This window comes from Kribbella capetownensis (assembly GCF_004331485.1).
GTDB lineage: Bacteria > Actinomycetota > Actinomycetes > Propionibacteriales > Kribbellaceae > Kribbella > Kribbella capetownensis.
Map to the genome: position 1 here is coordinate 525,342 of NZ_SJKD01000005.1, position 20,924 is coordinate 546,265.

Consider the following 20,924-nt stretch of genomic DNA (forward strand, 5'->3'; position numbering starts at 1 on the left):
TCCTACGGCCGTTTGTGGATGAGTAGTGGGAGGACGGCTGCCGCGCCCGACTCGCGCAGCTTCGCGGCAGCGACCGTGACGGGCCACTGCGAGGAGCTGGCGTCGACGAGCAGCAGGACGGTCCGGCCGGCCACCGACTGTGCGGTCTGGTCGTCGACGTGCAGCCCGTCGCGCCAGACCTTGGCCTCCTCGGCCGAGGACAGCTCGTCGGTGAAGCCGGTCGGGTTGATCGTCAGCTCGGCACGGTCGAGGTGACCGACGGACGCGACGTGGTCGGCGATCGCCGAAGTCAATCGGCCGTGGCCCGCGGCAGGCAGAGGTACGACGACCTCGGGGCGACCTGACCAGCTGCTGCGCCAACGTGACAACGCGGCGACGGCACCGGACTTCAAGGCCTCGACCGGCTCGGCTGGGAGTTCGGCGTCCGCGTTGAGCGTGGCACGCAGGACCTCGCGCCACTCGGGAGCGTCGGCGTAGATGAGGCTTCGGCCGGGCTCGGCCATCAGCTCCGCGGGGATGCGCCCTTTCGCACCGAACGCGCCGCCCGGCCACATCTTCCGCGGCTCCAGTACATGCACCTCGCCGCGCAACAGCCGGGTGATCGTCGCCACCGTCTCGGCCTGCGCCGTCGGCAGCAGCGGATCCGGCAACGCCCCAATGCACACCGAGCACCGACCGCACGGCTCGGCCGACGGATCGTCCAGCGACTCCTGCAGCAGTTGCATCAGGCAACGGTCGCCCCGCGTGTACGCACGCATGATGTCCGCCTCGCGGCGCCGTACCGCGACGATCCCGTCGTAGTGCGCGGCGTCGAAGGCCCACTCTGCGCCGGTCCGCACCCAGCCGCGTTCCACCCGGTCGACCGCACCGTCGACCGCCAACTGCTTCAGCATCAACTCGACCCGCGTCCGGCGCAGTCCGGTCTCCGCTTCCAGCATGGGAACAGTGGCCGGCTGATCCGGTCCGTACCCGTCGAGCGCCTGGAGCAGACGATTCACGTTCTCCGGGACCGGGATGGTCGCGGTCGCGAAGTAGTCCCACACCCCGGCATCCGCGTCCGACGGCAACAACGCGACGATCGCGTGGTCGATGCCACGCCCGGCCCGCCCGACCTGCTGGTAGTACGACACCGGCGACGGCGGCGATCCGACGTGCACCACGAATCCCAAGTCCGGCTTGTCGTAGCCCATCCCTAGCGCAGAGGTCGCGATCAGCGCCTTCAACTGGTTCGCACGCAGCGCGTCCTCCAGGCTCTCCCGCTCCCCCGCCTCCAAGCCGCCTGTGTACGCCGCCACCGGCACGTCGCGACCGTGGACCTCCTGGATCGTCGCCGCCAGCCGCTGCGCATCGGCCACGGTGAGCGTGTAAACGATTCCCGATCCGGGCAGCTGCGGCAGGTGATCGACGACCCACGCGAACCGATCCAACGGCGACAGCGCATCGACCACCGCGAGCTGCAGACTCGATCGCGCCAGCGGACCTCGCAGTACCAGCGTGGACTCCCCCAACTGATGCGCGACATCGTCGGTGACCCGTGAGTTCGCCGTCGCGGTCGTCGCCAGGACCGGGGTCTTCGGGTTCAGCTGCTGCAGTACGTCGGACACCCGGCGGTAGTCCGGCCGGAAGTCGTGACCCCAGTCCGACACCGCGTGCGCCTCGTCGATCACCAGCAGTCCGACCTGGCCGGCCAACCCGTCGAGCACCCGCCGTCCGAAGCCCGGATTCGCGAGCCGCTCAGGCGACACCAGCAGTACGTCGATGCCCCCGGAACGCAGGTCGTGCTCGATGCTCGACCACTCGTCGATGTTGTTCGAGTTCAACGTCGCCGCGCGCAGACCGGCCCGGCTCGCGGCTGCGACCTGGTCCCGCATCAACGACAGCAACGGCGACACCACGAGCGTCGGGCCTGCGCCCTCGGCCCGGCGAATCGCCGTCGCGGCCCAATACACAGCCGACTTCCCCCACCCGGTCGCTTGCACGACCAGCACTCGCGCGCCCGCCTCGCACAAGGCGGCGACCGCGGTCTCCTGATCCGGCCGCAACCGCGCGCTCTCCCCCGCGATCGCCTGGATCACGCCACCCGCGATCCCCGCGCGCGTGTCGGTCAGAGTGAGCGTCGCACTGGAGTCAGCCATGCCGAAACCCTAGACGCCCGCACCCCCAGTTCGCTGGGCGCGGCCGCCGACCTGTGGAAAACCCTCGGTCAGGCGCACTTTCCGGGGTGGCACGGCTCGCCGTTCGAGGCCACCAGTCGCTGCGGACCGGGTCCGTTCGCGGCCAGAGCGTCGTACGGGTTGGCGAGGGCGCAGCGGTCGAGGGAGAGGCAGCCGCAGCCGACGCAGTCCTTGAAGTCGTCCCGGAGTTGCTCGAGGTGCAGGATGCGCTTGTCGAGTTCGGCCTGCCAGCACTCCGAGATGCGCTCCCAGTCCTGCCGGGTCGGCGTGCGGCTCTCCGGCAGCAACGCCAGGATCGCCGCCACTTCCGCGAGCGGGATGCCGACCCTCTGTGCGATCCGGATCAGCGCCACCCGGCGCAGGGTGTCGCGCTTGTACCGGCGCTGGTTGCCCGACGTACGGCGACTCACGATCAGGTGCTGCCGCTCGTAGAAATGCAGCGCCGAGATCGCCACACCACTGCGCTGTGACAGTTGCCCGACCGTCAATTCACCTGGCTCGATGTCCACCGCTCCGCCCTCCAACCTCAACCTAGATCGAGGCTAGCTCAGAGCGTCAGGCGGTCACGAGTCGGCGTCCGATGCTCGCGGACATCAGCGCGGCCGCCGCACACAGTCCGCCGGCCAGGTACCAGGCCAGGTTGTAGCTGCCCTGCACGTCGCGGATCGCGCCCGCACCGGTGGCGGCCAGCGCCGCTCCGATCTGGTGCGACGCGAACACCCAGCCGAACACGATCGGCCCATCCACTCCGAACCACTCCCGGCACAACGCCACCGTCGGCGGCACCGTCGCGACCCAGTCGAGGCCGTAGAAGACGATGAACACCCAGACGCTCGGCTGCGCGGTCGGACCGAGCAGCGACGGCAGGATGAGCAGCGACAGCCCGCGCAGTGAGTAGTAGCCGATCAGCAGGTACCGCGGATCCCATCGGTCCGTCAGCCAGCCGGACACGATCGTCCCGCCGACGTCGAACACACCCACCAGCGCCAGCAGCGACGCCGCGGTCGTAGCCGGCATGCCATGGTCGTGCGCCGCAGTCACGAAGTGCGTGCCGATCAGGCCGTTGGTCGACGCTCCACAGATCGCGAACCCACCGGCGAGCAGCCAGAACGCAGGCCGCCGCATCGCGGTCCACAACGCGGTCAGCGCTCGCAGTGCGCTGCTTCCGGTCGACTCGACCCGCTGTCCGGCCGTGCTCCCCTCCGGAGCGCCGTACGCCGTCAGTCCGACATCGCTCGGGTAGTCGCGGAGGAACAGCAACACCAGCGGTACGACGGCCAGCGCAGTACCGGCCGCGACCAGGGCCGGCACACGCCAGCCGTAGTCGGTCGCCAGGTTCGCGATCAGCGGCAGGAAGATGAGCTGCCCGGTCGCACCGGCCGCCGTGAGGATCCCGGTGACCAGTCCGCGGCGGGCGACGAACCAGCGACCGGTGATGGTCGCGACGAAGGTCATGGACATCGATCCGGTGCCGACACCGACGAGCAGCCCCCAGCAGAGCAGCAACTGCCAGGACGAGTTCATGAAGATCGTCAGACCACTGCCGAGAGCGATCAGCACCAGCGCACCGCTGACCACCCGGCGCAGACCGAGCCGGTCCATCAACGCCGCGGCGAACGGCGAGATCAGGCCGTACAGCAGCAGGTTGATCGACACCGCCGACGAGATGGTCGCGTGCGACCAACCGAACTCGTCGTGCAGCGGGTCGAGTAGCACGCTCGGCACGGACCGGAAGCCGGCGGCCCCGATCAAGGTCACGAACCCAACAGCGGCGACTGCCCAGGCCAGATGCACCCGGGCAGCCTTCTTCGTCGGCAGAGTCTGCGTCACCCGCCTAGATTGCCGCCCCGAGGGGCGCCGAACCAGTGGCCGAACCGCCACCATATGTCAAGATATGGCCATGACAGCCCGAGGCAAGCGACATCTGGCCGCGGTCGGCCCGCACCGGGTCGCCGTCCTGGCTCTCGAACCGGTGGTCGGCTTCGACCTGACCATCCCCCCGGCGGTGCTCGGCGCCGCTGCCCGCGCGGACGGCAAGCCGCTGTACGACGTCCGCGTTTGCGGCCTGGACAAGTCGCCGGTCCGGACCAGCGCGGGCTTCAGCCTGCTCCCGGAGTACGGGCCCGAGGAGCTCGCCGAGGCCGACACAGTGATCATCCCGGGGACGTACTACCCGAAGCCACGCAACGAGGGCATCCTGCCCGACGACCTCGCCGCTGCCCTCGCCACCATCCGGCCAGGCACCCGGATCGCGTCGATCTGCACCGGCGCGTTCGTACTCGCCGCGGGCGGCTATCTGGACGGGCGGCCGGCCACGACGCACTGGAAGCGGGCCGAGCTGTTCCGCCGCATCTACCCGCACACCGACCTGCAGGAGGAGTTGCTGTTCGTCGACGACGGCGACGTGATCACGTCGGCCGGTCTGGCCGCAGGCGTCGACATGTGCCTGCATCTGATCCGCCGCGACTTCGGTAGCGAGGTCGCCAACCGCGCTGCGCGGAGCTGCGTCGTACCGCCGTGGAGGGACGGTGGCCAGTCCCAGTTCATCGAGCGCGTCGTACCGGACGAAGGCACCGACGGTACGGCGCCCACCCGGGCGTGGGCACTGCAGCGGCTCGACGAGGAGCTGACCTTGCCGGGGCTGGCCGCGCACGCCCGGATGAGCGTGCGCACGTTCAGCCGCCGGTTCAAGGCCGAGACCGGGCAGTCACCAGGGGTCTGGCTGTTGCAGCAGCGCGTGCGGCACGCCTGCGAGCTACTGGAGACGACCGACCTTTCTGTGGACCGCGTCGCCGAAGCTGCTGGTCTGGGCACCGCTGCCTCGTTGCGCCACCACCTCCGCTCCGAACTCGGGGTGTCGCCGCTCGCCTACCGCAAGACCTTCCGTGCCGGCTGACAGCATCAGAGCACCACTCAGAGCACTACGAGGTCATGCGGCCGCGTGTTCATCGGCTCGACGCCGTGCTCGGTGACGACCACGATGTCCTCGATCCGTGCACCCCACCGGCCCGGCTGGTAGATGCCCGGTTCGACGCTGAACGCCATCCCCGGCTCGAGCAGCAGTCCGTTCCCACCGACGATGTACGGCTCTTCGTGGACGTCGAGCCCGATGCCATGACCAGTCCGGTGGATGAAGAAGTCGCCAAACCCAGCTGCCGCGATCACGTCCCGGGCCGCTGCGTCGATCGACTCCGCGGACACCCCCGGCCGCACCGCGTCCACTGCGGCCTGCTGCGCATCCCGCAGTACGGCGTACGTCGCGGCGACGTCGGCGTCACGCGGTGCACCCACGGCGTACGTCCGGGTCGAGTCCGAGTTGTAGCCCTCGGCAACGGGTCCGCCGATGTCGACCACTACGACATCGCCCGCCTCGATGACCCGATCGGACAGGGCGTGGTGCGGGCTCGCACCGTTCGGTCCGCTGGCGACGATGACGAAGTCCGCCACGACGTGACCCTCCTCGACGATCGCGTCCGCAATGTCCGCGCCGACCTCCGCCTCGGTCCGGCCGGGCCGCAGCCACTCGCCGACCCGCGCGTGCACGCGGTCTATCGCCGCGCCGGCCTTCCGCAGAGCCTCGACCTCCGCCGCGTCCTTCCGCATCCGCAGCTCACGCACGATCGGCCCGCCCAGAGTCTGCTCTGCCTTGGGCAGCGCGTCCCGCATCGCGAGCACATGCAGCGCAGGCGTGAAGTCGCTGACCGCCACCCGGTCCGAACCGCGCAGCCGGTCTGCGACCAGGCCGTACGCATCGTCACCGTCCACCCACGTGACGACCTCGACCCCGAGTTCCTCCAGCGGCAGGCCGTCGTACCCAGGCGCTTCCAGCTTCGGTACGACGAGCGCCGGGGCGCCGTCGGCGGGGATCACCAAGGTGGTGAGCCGCTCGAAGGATCCGCCGGGCTGACCGATGAGATAGCGCAGGTCGGAACCCGGCGCGATGAGCAGGCCGGTGCCGGCCGCTGCCTCTCGGGCGCGCTCCAGGCGGGAACGGAGAACCGCGGATTCAGGGACAGGACCAAGGGGTGAGCGACGAGCCATGAGGTCGACTCTAGAACTGTCGGCGGCGATTGCTACAACTTGTTTCGCCCTGATCGGCTTGGCGAAAGGCGATTCTGATGACACTGCACCACGTGTCCTACGGTGACGGCACTCCCGTGCTGGCGTTGCACGGCTGGAGTCCCGACCATCGGCTGATGACCGGCTGCCTCGAGCCGATCTTCACCGACCTGCCCGGCTATCGCCGGCTCTACCCCGACCTGCCCGGCATGGGGCAGAGCCCGGCCGGCGACATCGACAGCTCGGACGGGATCCTCGCGGCCGTGCAGACCTTCATCGACGAGCAGATCGGCACCGAGCCCTTCCTGCTCATCGGCGAGTCGTACGGCGGCTACCTGGCGCGGGCCCTGGCTCGGGAGAGACCGGAGCAGGTGCTCGGTCTCAGCCTGATCTGCCCGATCGGCACAGTCGTCGAGAACGCTGACCGCACCGTGCCCGAGCACGTCGTACTGCGATCGGAACCAGGTGTCGTCGAGTCACTGACCGACGGCGAGGACTTCACCGAGCTGGCCGTCGTACAGACGGCCGCGGCCTTGGCGGCGTACCGGAAGGACATCGCGCCCGGGCTTGCGATCGCCGACAACGAGGCACTCGCGCGCATCCTGGCGAAGCGCACGCTGACGGTCGATCCGGAGAGCGGTCCCGCCTACACGCGGCCGACACTGATCCTCTGCGGCCGGCAGGACTCGGTCACCGGTTACGAGGACACCTATGTCCTGCTCCCCCACTACCCGCGGGCGAGCTTCACCATCCTGGATGTCGCCGGGCACAACCTCCAGGTCGAGCAACCTAAGCTGTTCGCTGCTCTGATCCGCGAGTGGGTGCAGCGAGTTGCCGACGACGCGCAGGGCCTGCCGCAGGCAGCTACCAGCGGGTAATGTCACTGGCATGGTGACTGGGAAGCGGTCGATCGGGTGGTCGTTGCTTGTCGCGCTGACCAATGGCCGGGCGCGGATAGCCGACGACCAGCTGGCCGCTGCAGTCCGTGGCCAGGTGATCCTGGTGACCGGATCGTCGTACGGGATCGGTGAGGCGACCGCGCGGCGACTCGCGCGGGCCGGTGCGACCGTGCTGCTGGTGGCCCGGACGGCCGAACAACTGGAGGTGGTGGCCGGCGAGATCCGGGCAGCGGGCGGTACGGCGTTTGTGTACCCCACCAACCTGGCCGATCCGGTTTCCGTCGAGGAGCTCGTGCGTGCACTGCTGGCCGAGCACGGACATGTTGACGTGCTCGTGAGCAACGCGGGCAAGTCCATCCGCCGGTCGATCGCGGACTCGTATCAGCGCTTCCACGACATCGAGCGGACGAACGCGGTGAACTACCTCGGCCCAGCGAAGCTCGTCCTCGAGCTGCTGCCGTCGATGCGCGAACGCCGCTCGGGCCACATCGTGAACGTCTCGACCGCCGGCGTACGGACACCGCCGATCGCGCGCTGGTCCGCGTACCTCGCCTCGAAGAGCGCGTTCGACGTCTGGCTGCGGTCGGTGGCGCAGGAGATCCGCGGCGACGGGGTCACCACGTCGACCGTCTACATGGGTCTCGTGCACACGCGGATGAGCGAGCCGACCCCACTGCTGAACAAGATGCCCGGACTGTCACCGGAGCAGGCGGCCGACCAGGTGTGTACGGCGGTCGCCGAGCGGCCGCACAACATCACTCCACCGATGGTCAGGCCGGCCGATGCCCTGGGCAACCTGTTGCGGGTGCCGACCGATCGGCTCTCCGAGCAGTACTTCCGACGGACCGACGGACGATCGAAACGCAGGGGACAGCCATGAGGGCGCCGCGACCGATCGCGCCGATCCGTCCGCCGGAGTGGCTGGTCCAGGGTGCAGCCGAGGTCGGTGGCGTGTCCGTCGCCTTGCTCAAGTCCGGCGTCTGGCGGTCCGCACGACCCTCGCACCTGATCGGGATCGAGCGTGCGCTGCGGCACTGGGGCCAGTCGATGGCCGCACTGGGCGTGATCGCCGCGATCCGCTACCCCGATCGCGTCGCGGTGATCGACGAGGACGGCAGTACGACCTACGCCGAGCTTGACCACCGGTGCGAACGGATCGCCGCGGCCCTGCACGCCCAGCACAAGATCGTTGCCGGCAGCAAGGTCGCGGTCCTGTGCCGGAACCATCGTGGCTTCCTGGAGGCCACGCTGTCCGCGTCCCGGGTGGGAGCGGATGTGTTGTTCGTGAACACCGAGTTCGCTCCCCCGCAGCTGGCCGCGGTCCTGGAGCGGCATCGACCCGATCTGCTCATCCACGACGCGGAGTTCAACCCTCCGGCGGACATCCCGTCGGTGCTCTCGGACCTCGACGAGCTCGCCGGCTCAGATGCGCCCGAAGCGCCAAAGCCGGATTCACCGGGCCACATCACGATTCTCACCTCGGGCACGACCGGGACGCCGAAGGCCGCGCCGCGGGTGCCGACCGCGCTCGGCCTCGCCGGACTGACCGCGAGTGCGCTCAACCGCATCGGGCTACGGCCGGGCGAGCCGATGGTGATCTGCCCGCCACTGTTCCACGGACTCGGCCTGCTGACGTCGATGCTCGCGCTCTTCCTGGGTTCGCCACTCGTGCTCGCCCGCCGGTTCGACGCCGACGCGGTGCTCGCCTCGGTCGAACGGACGCGGGCGGGCTCGATGGTCGCCGTACCGGTGATGCTGCGGCGGATGCTGGAGCTCGGCCCGACCGAGATCGCGACCCACGAACTGCGGTCGCTGCGGGCGGTGATCTCCGGAGCGTCTGCGCTAGGTGCACCGCTGGCCGAGCGGTTCATCACGCAGTTCGGGCCGGTGTTGTGTGACGCGTACGGATCGAGCGAGGTCGGCATCGCGACGATCGCGACGTCCGCCGACCTGATCGCCGCGCCCGGGACGGTCGGACGGCCGTGTCTCGGCAGCTCGATCCGGATCCTCGACGACAACGACCGGCCGGTGCCGACCGGCGAGACCGGACGGATCTTCGCCGGCGGCGGGCTGGTGTTCGGCGGATACTCCGATGGCTCGAGTAAGACGGTCGTCAATGGGCGGATGAGTACCGGGGATCTGGGCCACCTGGACCGGTTCGGCCGGTTGTTCGTCGACGGCCGTGAGGACGACATGATCGTGTCAGGCGGCGAGAACGTGTACCCGGTCGAGGTCGAGGAGTGCCTGGCCAGTCACCCCGCGGTCGCCGAGGCTGCGGTGGTCGGCGTACCGGACGAGGAGTTCGGTCAACGCCTGATCGCGTACGTCGTACTGCGCGAACCGGTGTCGGAGGGCGACCTGATGGCTCACGTCCGCGCGAACCTCGCCCGCTACAAGACGCCGCGCGAGATCCGCATCGTCGACGAGTTCCCGCGGAACGCCACCGGCAAGATTCTTCGCCATCGGCTACTCGACGGCTAGCCGGAAAGCATCGCGGAACCGGGTCATCCGGTCCACCGTGTGCTCGGGGTCGCCGAAGAAGACCGCCAGGGTCTCGGCGCCGGCCGCGGTGAGTTCGGCGCCCAACCGAACGGCGTCATCGAATTCTGAGTCCGGGCCGTACCAGTGCAGGCGGCTGCCGACCGTGACGTGGCGGTCGGTCTGAGCGCGGAGCTTGGCGACGGCCGCGGCGAAGGACGGCGCATCGAGGCCCAGTGCCTGCCACTCCTCGCCGAAGCGTGCGGCCCGACGAAGGGCGGGCGCGCTGTCGCCACCGACCATGATCGGGAGCGGGGCGCGCGGCTTCGGCTCGAAGACACCACCGCGGTCCTCACCGGCGAACAGGCCCCGGATGATCTCCAGCGACTCGTCCGTACGTCGCCCCCGCTCGCGGAACGGAGCACCGACCGCCGCGAACTCTTTCTCGGTCCACCCCACGCCGACGCCGAGCACCACTCGCTCGCCGGACAGCCGATGCAGGGTGGCTGCCTGCTTCGCGACGACGTACGGGTTGCGCAGCGGCAGGATCATCACCGAGGTCCCGAACCGGATCCGCGTCGTCCGCGCCGCGAGGTAGCCGATCGTCACCAGTGGCTCGTACACCCCGCCGTACTCCGATCCGAACTCACCCGGCGGCAGGATGTGGTCGGGCAACCACGCCGTACCGTAGCCGAGCTCCTCCGCGGCCTTGGCCAGCTCGACCAGCCGCTCGGGTGGCATGGTCGCCGATTCGTCAGGCAGCACCACTTGCAGTTCGACCATGCGGTCGACGCTATCGCCTCACACCGATGTCAGAGTCAAGCTGGTCCTGAGATGGGAGAGTGAGCCTGTGAAGATCCTGGTCGGTTATGTGCCAACTCCCGAGGGTGAGGCCGCGCTCACGGTGGCGGCTGCCGAGGCGGAGCTGCGGGGGGCGTCGGTACTACTGCTGAACACCAGCCGTGGCGACGCGTACATCGACGCTCGCTATGCCAACGCTGAGGAGCTAGCCGCGGCCGAGGCTCGGCTTCGGGAGCTGGGCGTCGAGGTGACGATCCAGCAGGCGGTTTCCTCGGGTGACGTAGCCGGCGAGCTCCTCAAGGCCGCCGCGGCCGAGGAGGTCGGCCTGATCGTCCTCGGCCTCCGCCGCCGCAGCCCCGTCGGCAAACTCATCCTCGGCAGCACCGCCCAAAGAGTCCTCCTCGAATCCCCAGTCCCCGTCCTGGCAGTCAAAGCCCAAACCACCGACTAAACCGGGTGAGGGGCTGGGGTCGGGCGCCTAAACTGGTGGGGTTATGCCTGATGCCCGGACCGAGTCGTCGAGTCCTTCCCCAGATACCGGTCCTGTCCAGGATCCTGCCGCGCGTCGTCGGCCTCGGCGCCGTCGTGGCAGCAAACCCTCCGGTACGACGCCCGACCGTGGCACGAACGGCCAGGCGGACTCCAGCATCACCGTGAACCTGAGTGACGTGGTCGGGCGGCTCGAGGGGCTTTCGGTGTATGACCGCGAGCAGCTTGGGCGGCGGTTGGAGCGGGTTCGGGGCACAAACGACGCGCACAAGCGTGAGCAGGCGTTGCAGGGTGTGCTCGGGGCGGTGGAGCAGGCCGAGCAGCGGGTGGAGTTGCGCCGGCTGGCGGTGCCCGAGATCACGTACCCGCCGGAGCTGCCGGTCAGCCAGCTGAAGGACGACATCGCGGCCGCGATCCGGGACCACCAGGTCGTGGTCGTCGCCGGTGAGACCGGATCCGGCAAGACGACCCAGCTGCCGAAGATCTGTCTCGAGCTCGGCCGCGGCATCCAGGGCATGATCGGGCACACCCAGCCGCGGCGGCTGGCCGCCCGCACGGTGGCCGAGCGGATCGCGCAGGAGCTCGGCACGGAGCTCGGCGAGACCATCGGCTTCGCCGTACGGTTCACCGACAAGGTCAGTGAGCGCTCTCTGGTGAAGCTCATGACCGACGGCATCCTGCTGAACGAACTGCAGCGCGACCGCGACCTCAGCCGGTACGACACGCTCATCATCGACGAGGCGCACGAGCGCAGCCTGAACATCGACTTCATCCTCGGCTACCTCAAGCGCCTCCTCCCCCGCCGCCCGGACCTCAAGGTCATCATCACCTCCGCAACCATCGACCCGGAGCGGTTCGCCGAACACTTCTCCGACAGCCAGGGCAACCCCGCCCCGATCGTCGAGGTCTCCGGCCGGACCTACCCGGTCGAGGTGCGCTACCGCCCGATCAACGACCCGGACGACCCGAGCACGCTGGACCGCGACCAGACCCAGGCGATCCTGGACGCCGTCGACGAACTCGAGCACGAGGCATCGGGCGACGTACTGGTGTTCCTCAGCGGTGAGCGGGAGATCCGCGACACCGCCGACGCACTCAACGACAAGTACGCCGCCCAGCGCGGCCGGCCCGGCGCAGTCGAGGTCCTGCCGCTGTACGCCAGGCTCTCCAACGCCGAGCAGCACCGCGTCTTCCAGCCGCACTCCAACCGGCGCATCGTCCTCGCGACCAACGTCGCCGAGACGTCGCTGACCGTCCCCGGCATCAAGTACGTCGTCGACCCCGGTACGGCGCGGATCTCGCGGTACAGCCATCGCACCAAGGTCCAGCACCTGCCGATCGAGCCCGTCTCGCAGGCCAGCGCGAACCAGCGCAAGGGCCGCTCCGGCCGGACCAGCGACGGCATCTGTATCCGGCTGTACTCCGAGGAGCACTTCGAGAGCCGGCCCGAGTTCACCGACCCCGAGATCCTGCGCACCAACCTCGCGTCCGTCATTCTCCAGATGACGTCGATCGGACTCGGCGACATCGCAGCCTTCCCGTTCATCGACGAGCCGGACAAGCGCAGCATCACCGACGGCCTGCAACTGCTCACCGAGCTGGGCGCGATCGAGTCCGCGAAGACGTCCGAGCGGCACCGCAGGCTCACTCCGATCGGCCGTCAGCTGGCCCAGATCCCGCTCGACCCGCGGCTGGCCCGGATGATCGCCGAGGCGGACAAGCACGGCTGTGTCCGCGAGGTGATGGTGATCGCCGCCGCGCTGTCGATCCAGGATCCGCGCGAGCGGCCGACCGACGCCGAGGCACAGGCGCAGCAGGCGCACGCCCGGTTCCGCGATCCCACCAGCGACTTCCTCGGGTTCCTGAACCTCTGGAACTACCTGAAGAAGCAGCAGAAGGAGCTGTCCGGCAACCAGTTCCGCCGGATGTGCCGCAGCGAGTACCTCAACTATCTGCGCGTCCGCGAGTGGCAGGACATCTTCGCGCAGCTCCGCCAGGTCGCGTCCCAGATCGGTGTCACGCTGAACAGCGGCGAGGCGGCCGACCCACAGGCCGTGCACGTCTCGCTGATGTCCGGCCTGCTGTCGCATCTCGGCATGAAGGACCCGGCCAACCAGCACCAGTACCTCGGTGCCCGCGGCACCAAGTTCGCGATCTTCCCCGGCTCCGGGCTGTTCAAGAAGCCCCCGCAGTTCGTGATGGCCGCCGAGCTGGTCGAGACGTCGCGACTGTGGGCACGGGTGAACGCCAAGATCGAACCCGAGTGGGCCGAGGACATCGCCCAGCACCTGATCAAACGCACGTACTCCGAGCCGCACTGGGAGCGCAAGGCCGGCGCGGTGATGGCGTACGAGAAGGTCACCCTGTACGGCGTACCGATCGTGGCGCGGCGCAAGGTCAACTACGGCAAGGTCGAGCCTGAGGTCTCCCGGGAACTGTTCATCCGGCACGCGCTGGTCGAGGGCGACTGGGACACGCACCACAAGTTCTTCCACGAGAACCGCAAGCTGGTCGAGGAAGTCGAGGAGCTCGAGGAGCGCACTCGAAGGCGCGACCTGCTGGTCGACGACGAGACGCTGTTCGCCTTCTACGACGAACGTGTCGGCGCCGAGGTCGTCACCGGGCGGCACTTCGACACCTGGTGGAAGAAGGCCCGGCAGCGTGACGCCGACCTGCTCGACTTCGAGCGGTCGCTGGTGGTCCGTGAGGGAGCCGAGGTCAAGGAGGAGGAGTTCCCGCTGCACTGGATGCAGAACGGGATGACCTTCGACCTCACCTATGCCTTCGAGCCGGGCACCGACGCGGACGGTGTGACCGTGCACATCCCGCTGCTGGTGCTGAACCAGGTCACGGCAGACGGCTTCGAATGGAGCGTGCCCGGCTTCCGCGAGGAACTGGTCACGACGCTCATCAAGTCCTTGCCGAAGGCAATCAGGCGGAACATCGTCCCGGCGCCGGACCACGCCCGTCAGATCCTCCCCCACCTCGACCCGGCCTCCGGACCACTGACCGACGCGATGGCCCGTGAACTGCGCAACCTCCGCGACGTGGTGATCGAGCCCGCCGACTGGGACTGGAGCCGGGTGCCGGAGCACCTGCGGATGACGTTCCGGGTGATCGACGACAAGCGCAAGACGGTGGCCGAAGGCAAGGACCTGGCCAAGCTCAAGGAACGCCTCAAGCCGAAGACCAAGGCCGCCATCTCGCAGGTCGCGTCGAAGGCGGTCAGCGGCCTGGAGCGGTCCGGCCTGACCGACTGGACGTTCGGCGACCTGCCGCGCAGCTTCTCCGAGCACCGCAACGGGCTCACCGTCGCCGGCTATCCGGCGCTCGTCGACGAGGGCAAGACCGTCGCGATCAGGCTGCAGGAGACCGAACGCGACCAGGCCGCGGCGATGTGGAACGGCACCCGCCGGCTCCTGCTGCTGACCATGCCGTCGGTGATCGACGTGGTCCAGCGGAACCTGACCAACCAGCAGAAGATGACGCTGATGGCAGGCCCGCACCGCAACGTCGGTGAACTGCTCGACGACGCGATCTCCGCGGCCGTCGACCAGTTGATGACCGCGGCCCACGGCCCGGCGTGGAACCTGACCGCCTTCTCCGTACTGCGGGACGCCGTACGGTCCGAACTCGCGGACACGGTGCTGACGATCCTGCGGCAGGTCGAGCAGGTCCTGGGCCACGCACGGACCGTGGACAAGCTGATCTCGCGGGCATCGAGCCCGGCACTGCTCGCGGCCTTGTCCGACGTTCGCGGCCAGCTGGAAGGGTTGGTCCACCCCGGGTTCATCACCGAGACCGGAGCGTCCCGGCTGCCCGATCTCGTTCGCTACCTGCGCGGGATGGAGCAACGGCTCGACAAGATCGGCGCCAACGCGATGCGCGACCGCTCAGGCATGGCGATCGTCCAGACGCTCGATGCCGACTACCGCGCCCGGCTGAACGCCGTACCGACCGGCAAGTACCCCAGCCCGGAGCTTCTCGAGGTCCGCTGGATGCTGGAGGAGCTGCGGATCAGCCTGTTCGCGCAGACTCTCGGTACGCCGTACCCGGTCTCGGAGAAGCGCATCCGCAAGGCGCTGACCCAGAGCTAGGAGTCGAGCAGCCGCCGGCCCAGCTCCTGGGCCGCGGTGCGCAGTTCGGGTGGGGACAGGATCTCGAATGGCCACGGGATGCGGACGACCTGACCGAGCAGCGGACCGAGGTCGTTCGCGGCGATGCGGAGCTCGCAGGTCTCGGCGTCGATCGGCTCGACCACGCCCTGCTGCGGCGGTATGACCTTCGTGACCGTCGCAGCATCGGCGCGCACCAGCACCCGGGCGACGATGTGCCACGGTGCGACTCCAACGCCTTCGGCGATCAGTGCTACCGGGTCGGGTGGGTCGTCGAAGCGGTACCGCGAGCCGGTGAGCAGCGGATCGGCGATGCGGTCCACCCGAAAGGTTCGCCAAGCCTGCCGATCGCGGTCGCGCGCGACGAGGTACCAGCGCCGGCCGGTGTGCACGATCTGCAGCGGCTCGACGCTGCGGTCGGACTCGAGGCCACCGTGGTTGCGGTAGCGGAACCGGATCCCTTCGACATCACGGCAGCCGGCCGCCAGCGTGACCAGTACCTCGCCGTCGACAGTCGGCAGCTCACCTTGCGGCAACTGGGTGATGTGCGCGCCGATCGCCGCGACCTGCGCGCGCAACCGGGTGGGCAGCACCTGGTGGAGCTTGGCCATCGCGGAGATCGCCGCCTCCTCCACGCCCGACACCGTCGTGGTGGTCGCGACCCGCAGACCGACCGCGATCGCCACCGCTTCCTCGTCCTCGAGCAGCAGCGGCGGCAGGCGACCGCCGGATCCCAGGTGATAGCCACCGCCGATCCCGGCCTCGGCGTCGACCGGGTAGCCGAGTGATCTCAGCCGCGCGACATCACGCCGCACGGTGCGAGGCGTCACGTCGAGCCTCGCTGCCAACTCGGCCCCGTCCCACTGCAGACGCGACTGGAGCAGGGACAGCAGGCGGAGCAACCTCGCCGCGGTATCCATGGTCCGGCCATTCTGCCTCGACCTGCGGACCGATCCTGTCCGCAGGTCGTCCTACGGTGGCGCCATGACAACGCTTTCGCAGAATCTCCTGGACCTCTCCGACTTCGCCTGGCAGCGCATACGTCGCCGAGTGGAGCGCCTGACCGACGAGGAGTACCTCTGGGAACCGTTCGACGGCTGCTGGTCGGTCCGGAAGACCGCGGCGGGCTTCCGCTTCGACTTGGCCCGGATCCCACCCGATCCACCGCCCTTCACAAGCCTGGCCTGGCGGATCACCCACCTCATCGACGTGCTCCAGGCCGAGCGCACCGCCACCTGGTTCGGGCACAAGCCGGCGGGCGAGGACGGCGCGCCGCCCGTCCCGGGAACGGCCGAGGCCGCGTTGGCAGCGCTCGATCACGCGTACGGCGTCTGGTGTCGGCGTCTCGCGGAGCTCAGTCAGGACGACCTCGACCGGCCGATGGGTGAGATCGCGGGGCCGTATGCCGACAACGACGGCACCTCGTTCGCCCTGCACATCCTGGACGAACTCATCCACCACGGCGCGGAGGTCGGCACAGTCCGCGACCTCTACCGGGGACCGCGAGCCGAGGATCCCTTCGCCGCCGCCCTCGCCGGCGACGTGACGCCCGCCGAGCGCCCGGCACTGCTCGCCGAAGCCGCGGCGGCACAGCGATGGGAGATCGTCCCGGAGCTCGCCGGGCTGGGCTTCGGCATCAATGAGCGGACCGCGCAAGGAATCACCGCGGCCCACCTGGCCGCGGGGACCGGGTCACTGCACGCGCTGCGATTCCTCGTCGAGCATGGCGCCGATCTGTCGTTGACCGATTCTCGGTACGGCGCCGACGTTCTCGGCTGGGCGAAGTGGTTCGAGCAAGCCGAGGTCGTCGAGTTCCTTACCGCGGTCTGATCAGAGCACGGCGCCTTGATCGATCGTTGATGCCGGGGCGGGATCGTCGGGTCATGACTGGACGATTCTTGAGGGTGCGGGCCCTGTGCGCGCTCGCTGCGCTTGTCATGACGCCGCTGGTGGCTGTGGGGACAGCCTCGGCGAGCGCCGTCGCGACCGGTGACTGGCCCCAGTTCCGCAACGGGCCCGCTCACCAGGGCGTCAACACTGCCGAGACAGCGCTGTCGGTGTCGACCGTCAGCGGATTGCGGCAGCAGTGGGTGACCAAGATCGGAGGAAGTGTCTGGTCCTCGCCGGCGACCGCCGACGGACGGGTGTACGTCGGCGGGCTGGACGGCCGGCTGCACGCGCTCGACGCAGCCACGGGCCAGCAGCTCTGGGCGAAGCCGGACAGTGCCCTGACCGGCGACTGGACGTTCACGTCACCGGCCATCGGCGACGGCGTGGTCTACCTGGGGATCAACCGGCCAGCAGCCGAGATCTGGGCCTTCGACGCCATGACCGGGGCGACCAAGTGGCGCACCGGAGCATCGATCAGCAACATCAACGGATCGCCCGTGGTCGCCGGCGGAGTGGTGTACGCCGCCACCACCGAGGACCAGGTGCTGGCCTTGGACGCCGCCACCGGTGTGCGGATCTGGGACGCCAAGCCCAACGGCGGTCGCGGTTCCGGCTTCTACTCGAGCCCGACCGTTGCCGGTGGCAAGGTGTTCGCGGCGTCGCTCAACCAGCAGGTCTACGCCCTGGATGCGTCGACCGGCGCCGTCCTGTGGTCGTTCCCGACCGGCGGGCACAACTCCTCGACACCGGCCGTGGTCGACGGCACCGTGTACTTCGGCTCCCGCGACGGCAACGTGTACGCCGTGAACGCAGACACCGGCGTACAGCGGTGGAAGGTGCGGTACGGCACGAACATCCTCGCGTCGTTCCAGTCCTCGCCGGCGGTCGTCAACGGCACTGTCTACATCGGCACGAACAACGACCGCCGGGTGCTCGCCCTCGACGCGGCGAGCGGCGCCATCAGGTGGAGCTTCCGCACCGGCGGCGTGGTGATGTCATCGCCGGTGGTGGCGAACGGCGTCGTGTACGTCGGATCGGACGACCGCAGCGTCTACGCACTGCGCGCGACCAACGGACAGCGACTCTGGTCCGCGAAGGTGTCCGGCGCGGTCGACTCCGGACCGGTCGTGGCCCAGGGCGAGGTCTACGCAGGGACGTACGGCGACAACGGTGGTGGGAACGTCTACTCGTTCGCGCTCAGTCGTTGATCCTCGCCATGCGGCCCGGGCTGGCGAAGAGTCTCGCGGATCAGTCGTAGGCATCGGGCCGCGCCGCGCTGGTCGTCGGTGCGTTCACAGATCGCCAGCGCAGACCGCAGGCACTCGAGCGCTCGGTCGACCTGGCCAACGTCGCGATGAGCAAGGCCGAGGTGGGTCAGGCAATGTGCCTGGCCCGCCTCGTCGGCCAACTCGCGGAAGATCGCGAGGCCCGCGCTGAACCTCGAGAGCGCCTCCCCGGGCGAACCAGCGGCCTCGTGGACCTCGCCGAGATTCGTGACTGCCGCCGCCTGGCCGCGGCGGTTGCCGAGCTCGGCGAAGATCGCTCCTGACTCGGCGAGCTGTCCAAGCGCTTCGTCATACCGGCCGAGCTGCCCCAAGACCGGACCGAGGTTGTTCAGGTAGACGCCCTGGCTGTGCGGGTCACCGAGCCGGCGGGCGATCGACAGCGCCTCCGACAGGCAATCCGCGGCCTGGCCATAGCGTTGCAGGCTGTCGTAGACAGTGCCGAGCCCGTTCAGGCACGACGCCCGGCCGGTGTCGTCATCTGCCTCAGTGAACAATCGCAGGCCCGCGCGCAGGTGTCCCGCGGCCTGATCGAAGTCGCCCTGCAGTTCGTACGCCGCACCCAGGTCGCGATGCGCGAACCCTTCGGCGTACCCGTCCTTGGTGCGGCGTGCGACCGCCAACGCGGTCTGGTTGAGCCGGATCCAGTCGGCCCGATGACCGCGGATGTGGAAGAACGCGAACAGCGCCCGCGCCAACTGCCCAGGGATCTCGTCCGGTACGCCGTCGGTCGCGGCGGCCTGCTCGGCACCGGCCAGCAAGTTGGCACGTTCGGTCTCGAACCACTCCAGCGCTGCCCTGACTCCATTGAACGGCATGCCACCATCGGCCCACCCACCAGCGGTGTCCAACCGCGGATCACCCGGACGCAGCATCGCGTGTCCACTCCACGCGGTGGCAACCTGCCAGCGGGTCGCCCGCGTCAGTGCGGCAGACCTCTCGTCAACCGAGCGCGTCCCCGCGACCTCACGGGCCAGTAGCCGTAGGAGCTCGTGCAGCCGGTACCGACCCGGCGCCGGGCTCTCCAGCAACTGCGCGTCGACCAGCAACTCCAGCACCGGCGTCGCGTCCACTGATCCGAGCAGCCGTCCGGCGAACGGCGTACTCAGATCCGCTGCGTCGGGCAGACCGAGCAACCCAAAGGCCGAAGCTGCTGCACGCTCGTCAGCCGATCCGTCCGCCAGCAGCCGGTGACCGACCTGCAGGGAGGCCCGAACGTCGAGGTCATCCGCGCGCAGCTCGTCGAGGCGGCTGCGGGCGTTCGCCAGCCGATCGGTCAGGGTGCGGACCGGCCAGGTGGGCCGTGCCGCTAACCGAGCTCCGGCGATCCGCACCGCCAACGGCAGTCCCCCGCACAACCCGACCAGCTTCCGCGCGGCAGCCGGATCCGCTGCGATCCGAGCAGCGCCGGCCAACCGCCCGAGCAGCGTCGTGGACTCGCTAGGAGCCAACGGGTGGAGGTGCAGATGACGTACGCCGTCCAGCGTCGCAAGCACCCGGCGACTGGTCACCAGCACCGCGCATCCAGGTCCGGCCGGCAGCAACGGTCGTACCTGAGCAGCGTCCGTCGCGTTGTCCAGTACGACGAGCACGCGCCGGGTCGCCGTCTCGGCCCGGAAGCGACTGGCTGCCTCGGTCACGTCGTACCGCCCACCGTCAGGTACGTCGAGTGCCCGCAGGAACCGGCCGAGCGCTCCGATCGCCGTACTGTCCGAGGACAGGTCGGCGTACAACTGCCCGTCCGGGAAGCCGCTCGCGACGAGATGCGCTGCATGGACGGCGAGCGCGGATTTGCCGATGCCCGCGACTCCGTCGAGCGCACCGATCGGCGGGATGCGGTCGTCGGGGTCTCCTCGTAGCAGATCCGCGAGTTCGGTCAGCTCGGTGCTGCGGCCTGTGAAGGAGGCGGCGTCGGCCGGGAGCTGGCGAGGAACCACGGTCCGCGTTCCCCGCGAGACCTCGCCGGGCAGCTCGAGCTTGGGGTCCGCGGCCAGGATCTGCGCGTGCAGGTCGCGAACTGCGCGGGCCGGCTCTGTCCCGAGCTCACCGGCAAGGCGGTCGCGGAGACGGCGGAAGGCGGCGAGCGCATCGGCCTGACGGCCGGAGCGGTAGAGCGCGAGCATCCACTGTTGCCAGAGCCGTTCGCGGAGTGGGTTCTCCTCGACCAGAGCGCATAGCTCGGCGGTGAGTTCAGTGTGCTGCCCGATTGCGAGACGGGCGTCGACCAGGGCCTCGCTGGCGGCCAGACGCCGTTCCGCAGCAACGACGAGCCGGCCGTTGGGGTCCGCGTCGACCGCTACGTCCTCGAGCGGGCGGCCACGCCATAGGGCGAGTCCCCGGCTCAGCAACTCCGTGGCGGCCTTCGGGTCGCCGTCCCGTAGTGCCTGCTCGCCGCGGGTGGTGAGCTCCTCGAACGCGAGCAGGTCGAGGTCAGCAGCGGTCACATCCATCCGGTAACCGGCCGCGTCGGTCACCAGCCGCGGTGGTGCGTCGTTCAGCTGCAGGTCGCGGCGCAGCGTCGAGACGTAGGTGCGAAGCGCCCCGATCGCAGTCGGTGGCCGGCGGTCGGGCCACACCATTTCGACCAGCCGACCGGCGGGCAACGGACGGTTCGCGCTCACCAGGAGCACTGCGAGGACGGCGCGCAGCTTCGCCGAGCCGAGTTGCATCGGCTCGCCGCGGCCGTCGCGAATCTCCAGCGGTCCGAGCACCTTGAACCGCACAGTGCGCCCTCCC

Annotated in this window: 15 protein-coding genes; 8 read left to right on the forward strand and 7 right to left on the reverse strand. The window is 69.4% G+C overall.

Going from position 1 to position 20,924, the window contains the following annotated elements; all coding sequences use genetic code 11:
* Nucleotides 1-2: 2 nt before the first annotated feature.
* The 3 genes from E0H75_RS24155 to E0H75_RS24165 form a co-directional block, all read right to left on the reverse strand.
* A complete protein-coding gene (locus tag E0H75_RS24155; protein WP_131515900.1) occupies nucleotides 3-2,135 on the reverse strand; it encodes a RecQ family ATP-dependent DNA helicase in 2,133 nt (710 codons plus the stop codon).
* A gap of 68 nt (nucleotides 2,136-2,203) precedes the next feature.
* Nucleotides 2,204-2,683: a redox-sensitive transcriptional activator SoxR gene (gene soxR, locus E0H75_RS24160; RefSeq protein WP_131515901.1), complete on the reverse strand. Its 480-nt coding sequence runs from the start codon at nucleotides 2,681-2,683 to the stop codon at nucleotides 2,204-2,206.
* A 46-nt stretch (nucleotides 2,684-2,729) separates the two neighbouring features.
* Nucleotides 2,730-4,004 (reverse strand): MFS transporter, encoded by a 1,275-nt coding sequence (locus E0H75_RS24165; protein ID WP_238163238.1) that lies wholly within the window; start codon nucleotides 4,002-4,004, stop codon nucleotides 2,730-2,732.
* Nucleotides 4,005-4,074: 70 nt separating this feature from the next.
* On the opposite strand from E0H75_RS24165, the gene E0H75_RS24170 reads away from it, so the two are divergent.
* Entirely contained in the window at nucleotides 4,075-5,070 is a 996-nt protein-coding gene (locus E0H75_RS24170; protein WP_131515903.1) for a GlxA family transcriptional regulator, read from the forward strand.
* A 17-nt stretch (nucleotides 5,071-5,087) separates the two neighbouring features.
* Here E0H75_RS24170 and E0H75_RS24175 read toward each other — a convergent pair whose 3' ends face one another.
* Nucleotides 5,088-6,215, reverse strand: a complete 1,128-nt coding sequence (locus E0H75_RS24175) for a M24 family metallopeptidase (protein ID WP_131515904.1) — start codon at nucleotides 6,213-6,215, stop codon at nucleotides 5,088-5,090.
* A 77-nt stretch (nucleotides 6,216-6,292) separates the two neighbouring features.
* On the opposite strand from E0H75_RS24175, the gene E0H75_RS24180 reads away from it, so the two are divergent.
* Genes E0H75_RS24180 through E0H75_RS24190 form a run of 3 tightly spaced genes read left to right on the forward strand, consistent with a single transcriptional unit; the run spans nucleotide 6,293 to nucleotide 9,613 of the window.
* Nucleotides 6,293-7,111 (forward strand): alpha/beta fold hydrolase, encoded by an 819-nt coding sequence (locus tag E0H75_RS24180; RefSeq protein ID WP_131515905.1) that lies wholly within the window; start codon nucleotides 6,293-6,295, stop codon nucleotides 7,109-7,111.
* A 10-nt stretch (nucleotides 7,112-7,121) separates the two neighbouring features.
* Entirely contained in the window at nucleotides 7,122-8,012 is an 891-nt protein-coding gene (locus E0H75_RS24185) for an SDR family NAD(P)-dependent oxidoreductase (protein ID WP_131515906.1), read from the forward strand.
* Entirely contained in the window at nucleotides 8,009-9,613 is a 1,605-nt protein-coding gene (locus E0H75_RS24190) for an AMP-binding protein (RefSeq protein ID WP_238163239.1), read from the forward strand. The genes E0H75_RS24185 and E0H75_RS24190 overlap by 4 nt, the downstream gene beginning before the upstream one ends.
* Here the strand turns inward: E0H75_RS24190 and E0H75_RS24195 are convergent.
* Nucleotides 9,599-10,393: a TIGR03619 family F420-dependent LLM class oxidoreductase gene (locus E0H75_RS24195; protein ID WP_131515907.1), complete on the reverse strand. Its 795-nt coding sequence runs from the start codon at nucleotides 10,391-10,393 to the stop codon at nucleotides 9,599-9,601. The genes E0H75_RS24190 and E0H75_RS24195 overlap by 15 nt on opposite strands.
* Nucleotides 10,394-10,460: 67 nt before the next feature.
* On the opposite strand from E0H75_RS24195, the gene E0H75_RS24200 reads away from it, so the two are divergent.
* Complete coding sequence (locus tag E0H75_RS24200; RefSeq protein WP_131515908.1) at nucleotides 10,461-10,862, forward strand: universal stress protein; 402 nt, start codon at nucleotides 10,461-10,463, stop codon at nucleotides 10,860-10,862.
* Between the two features lie 202 nt (nucleotides 10,863-11,064).
* Nucleotides 11,065-14,997 (forward strand): ATP-dependent RNA helicase HrpA, encoded by a 3,933-nt coding sequence (hrpA, locus tag E0H75_RS24205; RefSeq protein WP_131515909.1) that lies wholly within the window; start codon nucleotides 11,065-11,067, stop codon nucleotides 14,995-14,997.
* Here the strand turns inward: hrpA and E0H75_RS24210 are convergent.
* Nucleotides 14,994-15,935: a helix-turn-helix transcriptional regulator gene (locus tag E0H75_RS24210; RefSeq protein WP_131515910.1), complete on the reverse strand. Its 942-nt coding sequence runs from the start codon at nucleotides 15,933-15,935 to the stop codon at nucleotides 14,994-14,996. The two genes, hrpA and E0H75_RS24210, sit on opposite strands and share 4 nt — an antisense overlap.
* 64 nt (nucleotides 15,936-15,999) lie before the next feature.
* Between E0H75_RS24210 and E0H75_RS24215 the strand changes: the two genes are divergently transcribed.
* Nucleotides 16,000-16,845, forward strand: a complete 846-nt coding sequence (locus E0H75_RS24215) for a DinB family protein (protein WP_165553994.1) — start codon at nucleotides 16,000-16,002, stop codon at nucleotides 16,843-16,845.
* 53 nt (nucleotides 16,846-16,898) lie between these two features.
* Nucleotides 16,899-18,113, forward strand: a complete 1,215-nt coding sequence (locus E0H75_RS24220; RefSeq protein ID WP_165553996.1) for an outer membrane protein assembly factor BamB family protein — start codon at nucleotides 16,899-16,901, stop codon at nucleotides 18,111-18,113.
* Here E0H75_RS24220 and E0H75_RS24225 read toward each other — a convergent pair.
* Complete coding sequence (locus tag E0H75_RS24225) at nucleotides 18,089-20,911, reverse strand: AfsR/SARP family transcriptional regulator (protein ID WP_131515913.1); 2,823 nt, start codon at nucleotides 20,909-20,911, stop codon at nucleotides 18,089-18,091. The two genes, E0H75_RS24220 and E0H75_RS24225, sit on opposite strands and share 25 nt — an antisense overlap.
* Nucleotides 20,912-20,924: the final 13 nt, after the last annotated feature.

Coding starts and splice junctions, on each gene's coding strand:
- E0H75_RS24155 (WP_131515900.1), bottom strand. CDS start 2,135: ATGGCTGACTCCAGTGCGACGCTCACTCTGACCGACACGCGCGCGGGG.
- E0H75_RS24170 (WP_131515903.1), top strand. CDS start 4,075: ATGACAGCCCGAGGCAAGCGACATCTGGCCGCGGTCGGCCCGCACCGG.
- E0H75_RS24175 (WP_131515904.1), bottom strand. CDS start 6,215: ATGGCTCGTCGCTCACCCCTTGGTCCTGTCCCTGAATCCGCGGTTCTC.
- E0H75_RS24180 (WP_131515905.1), top strand. CDS start 6,293: ATGACACTGCACCACGTGTCCTACGGTGACGGCACTCCCGTGCTGGCG.
- E0H75_RS24185 (WP_131515906.1), top strand. CDS start 7,122: ATGGTGACTGGGAAGCGGTCGATCGGGTGGTCGTTGCTTGTCGCGCTG.
- E0H75_RS24190 (WP_238163239.1), top strand. CDS start 8,009: ATGAGGGCGCCGCGACCGATCGCGCCGATCCGTCCGCCGGAGTGGCTG.
- E0H75_RS24195 (WP_131515907.1), bottom strand. CDS start 10,393: ATGGTCGAACTGCAAGTGGTGCTGCCTGACGAATCGGCGACCATGCCA.
- E0H75_RS24210 (WP_131515910.1), bottom strand. CDS start 15,935: ATGGATACCGCGGCGAGGTTGCTCCGCCTGCTGTCCCTGCTCCAGTCG.
- E0H75_RS24215 (WP_165553994.1), top strand. CDS start 16,000: ATGACAACGCTTTCGCAGAATCTCCTGGACCTCTCCGACTTCGCCTGG.
- E0H75_RS24220 (WP_165553996.1), top strand. CDS start 16,899: ATGACTGGACGATTCTTGAGGGTGCGGGCCCTGTGCGCGCTCGCTGCG.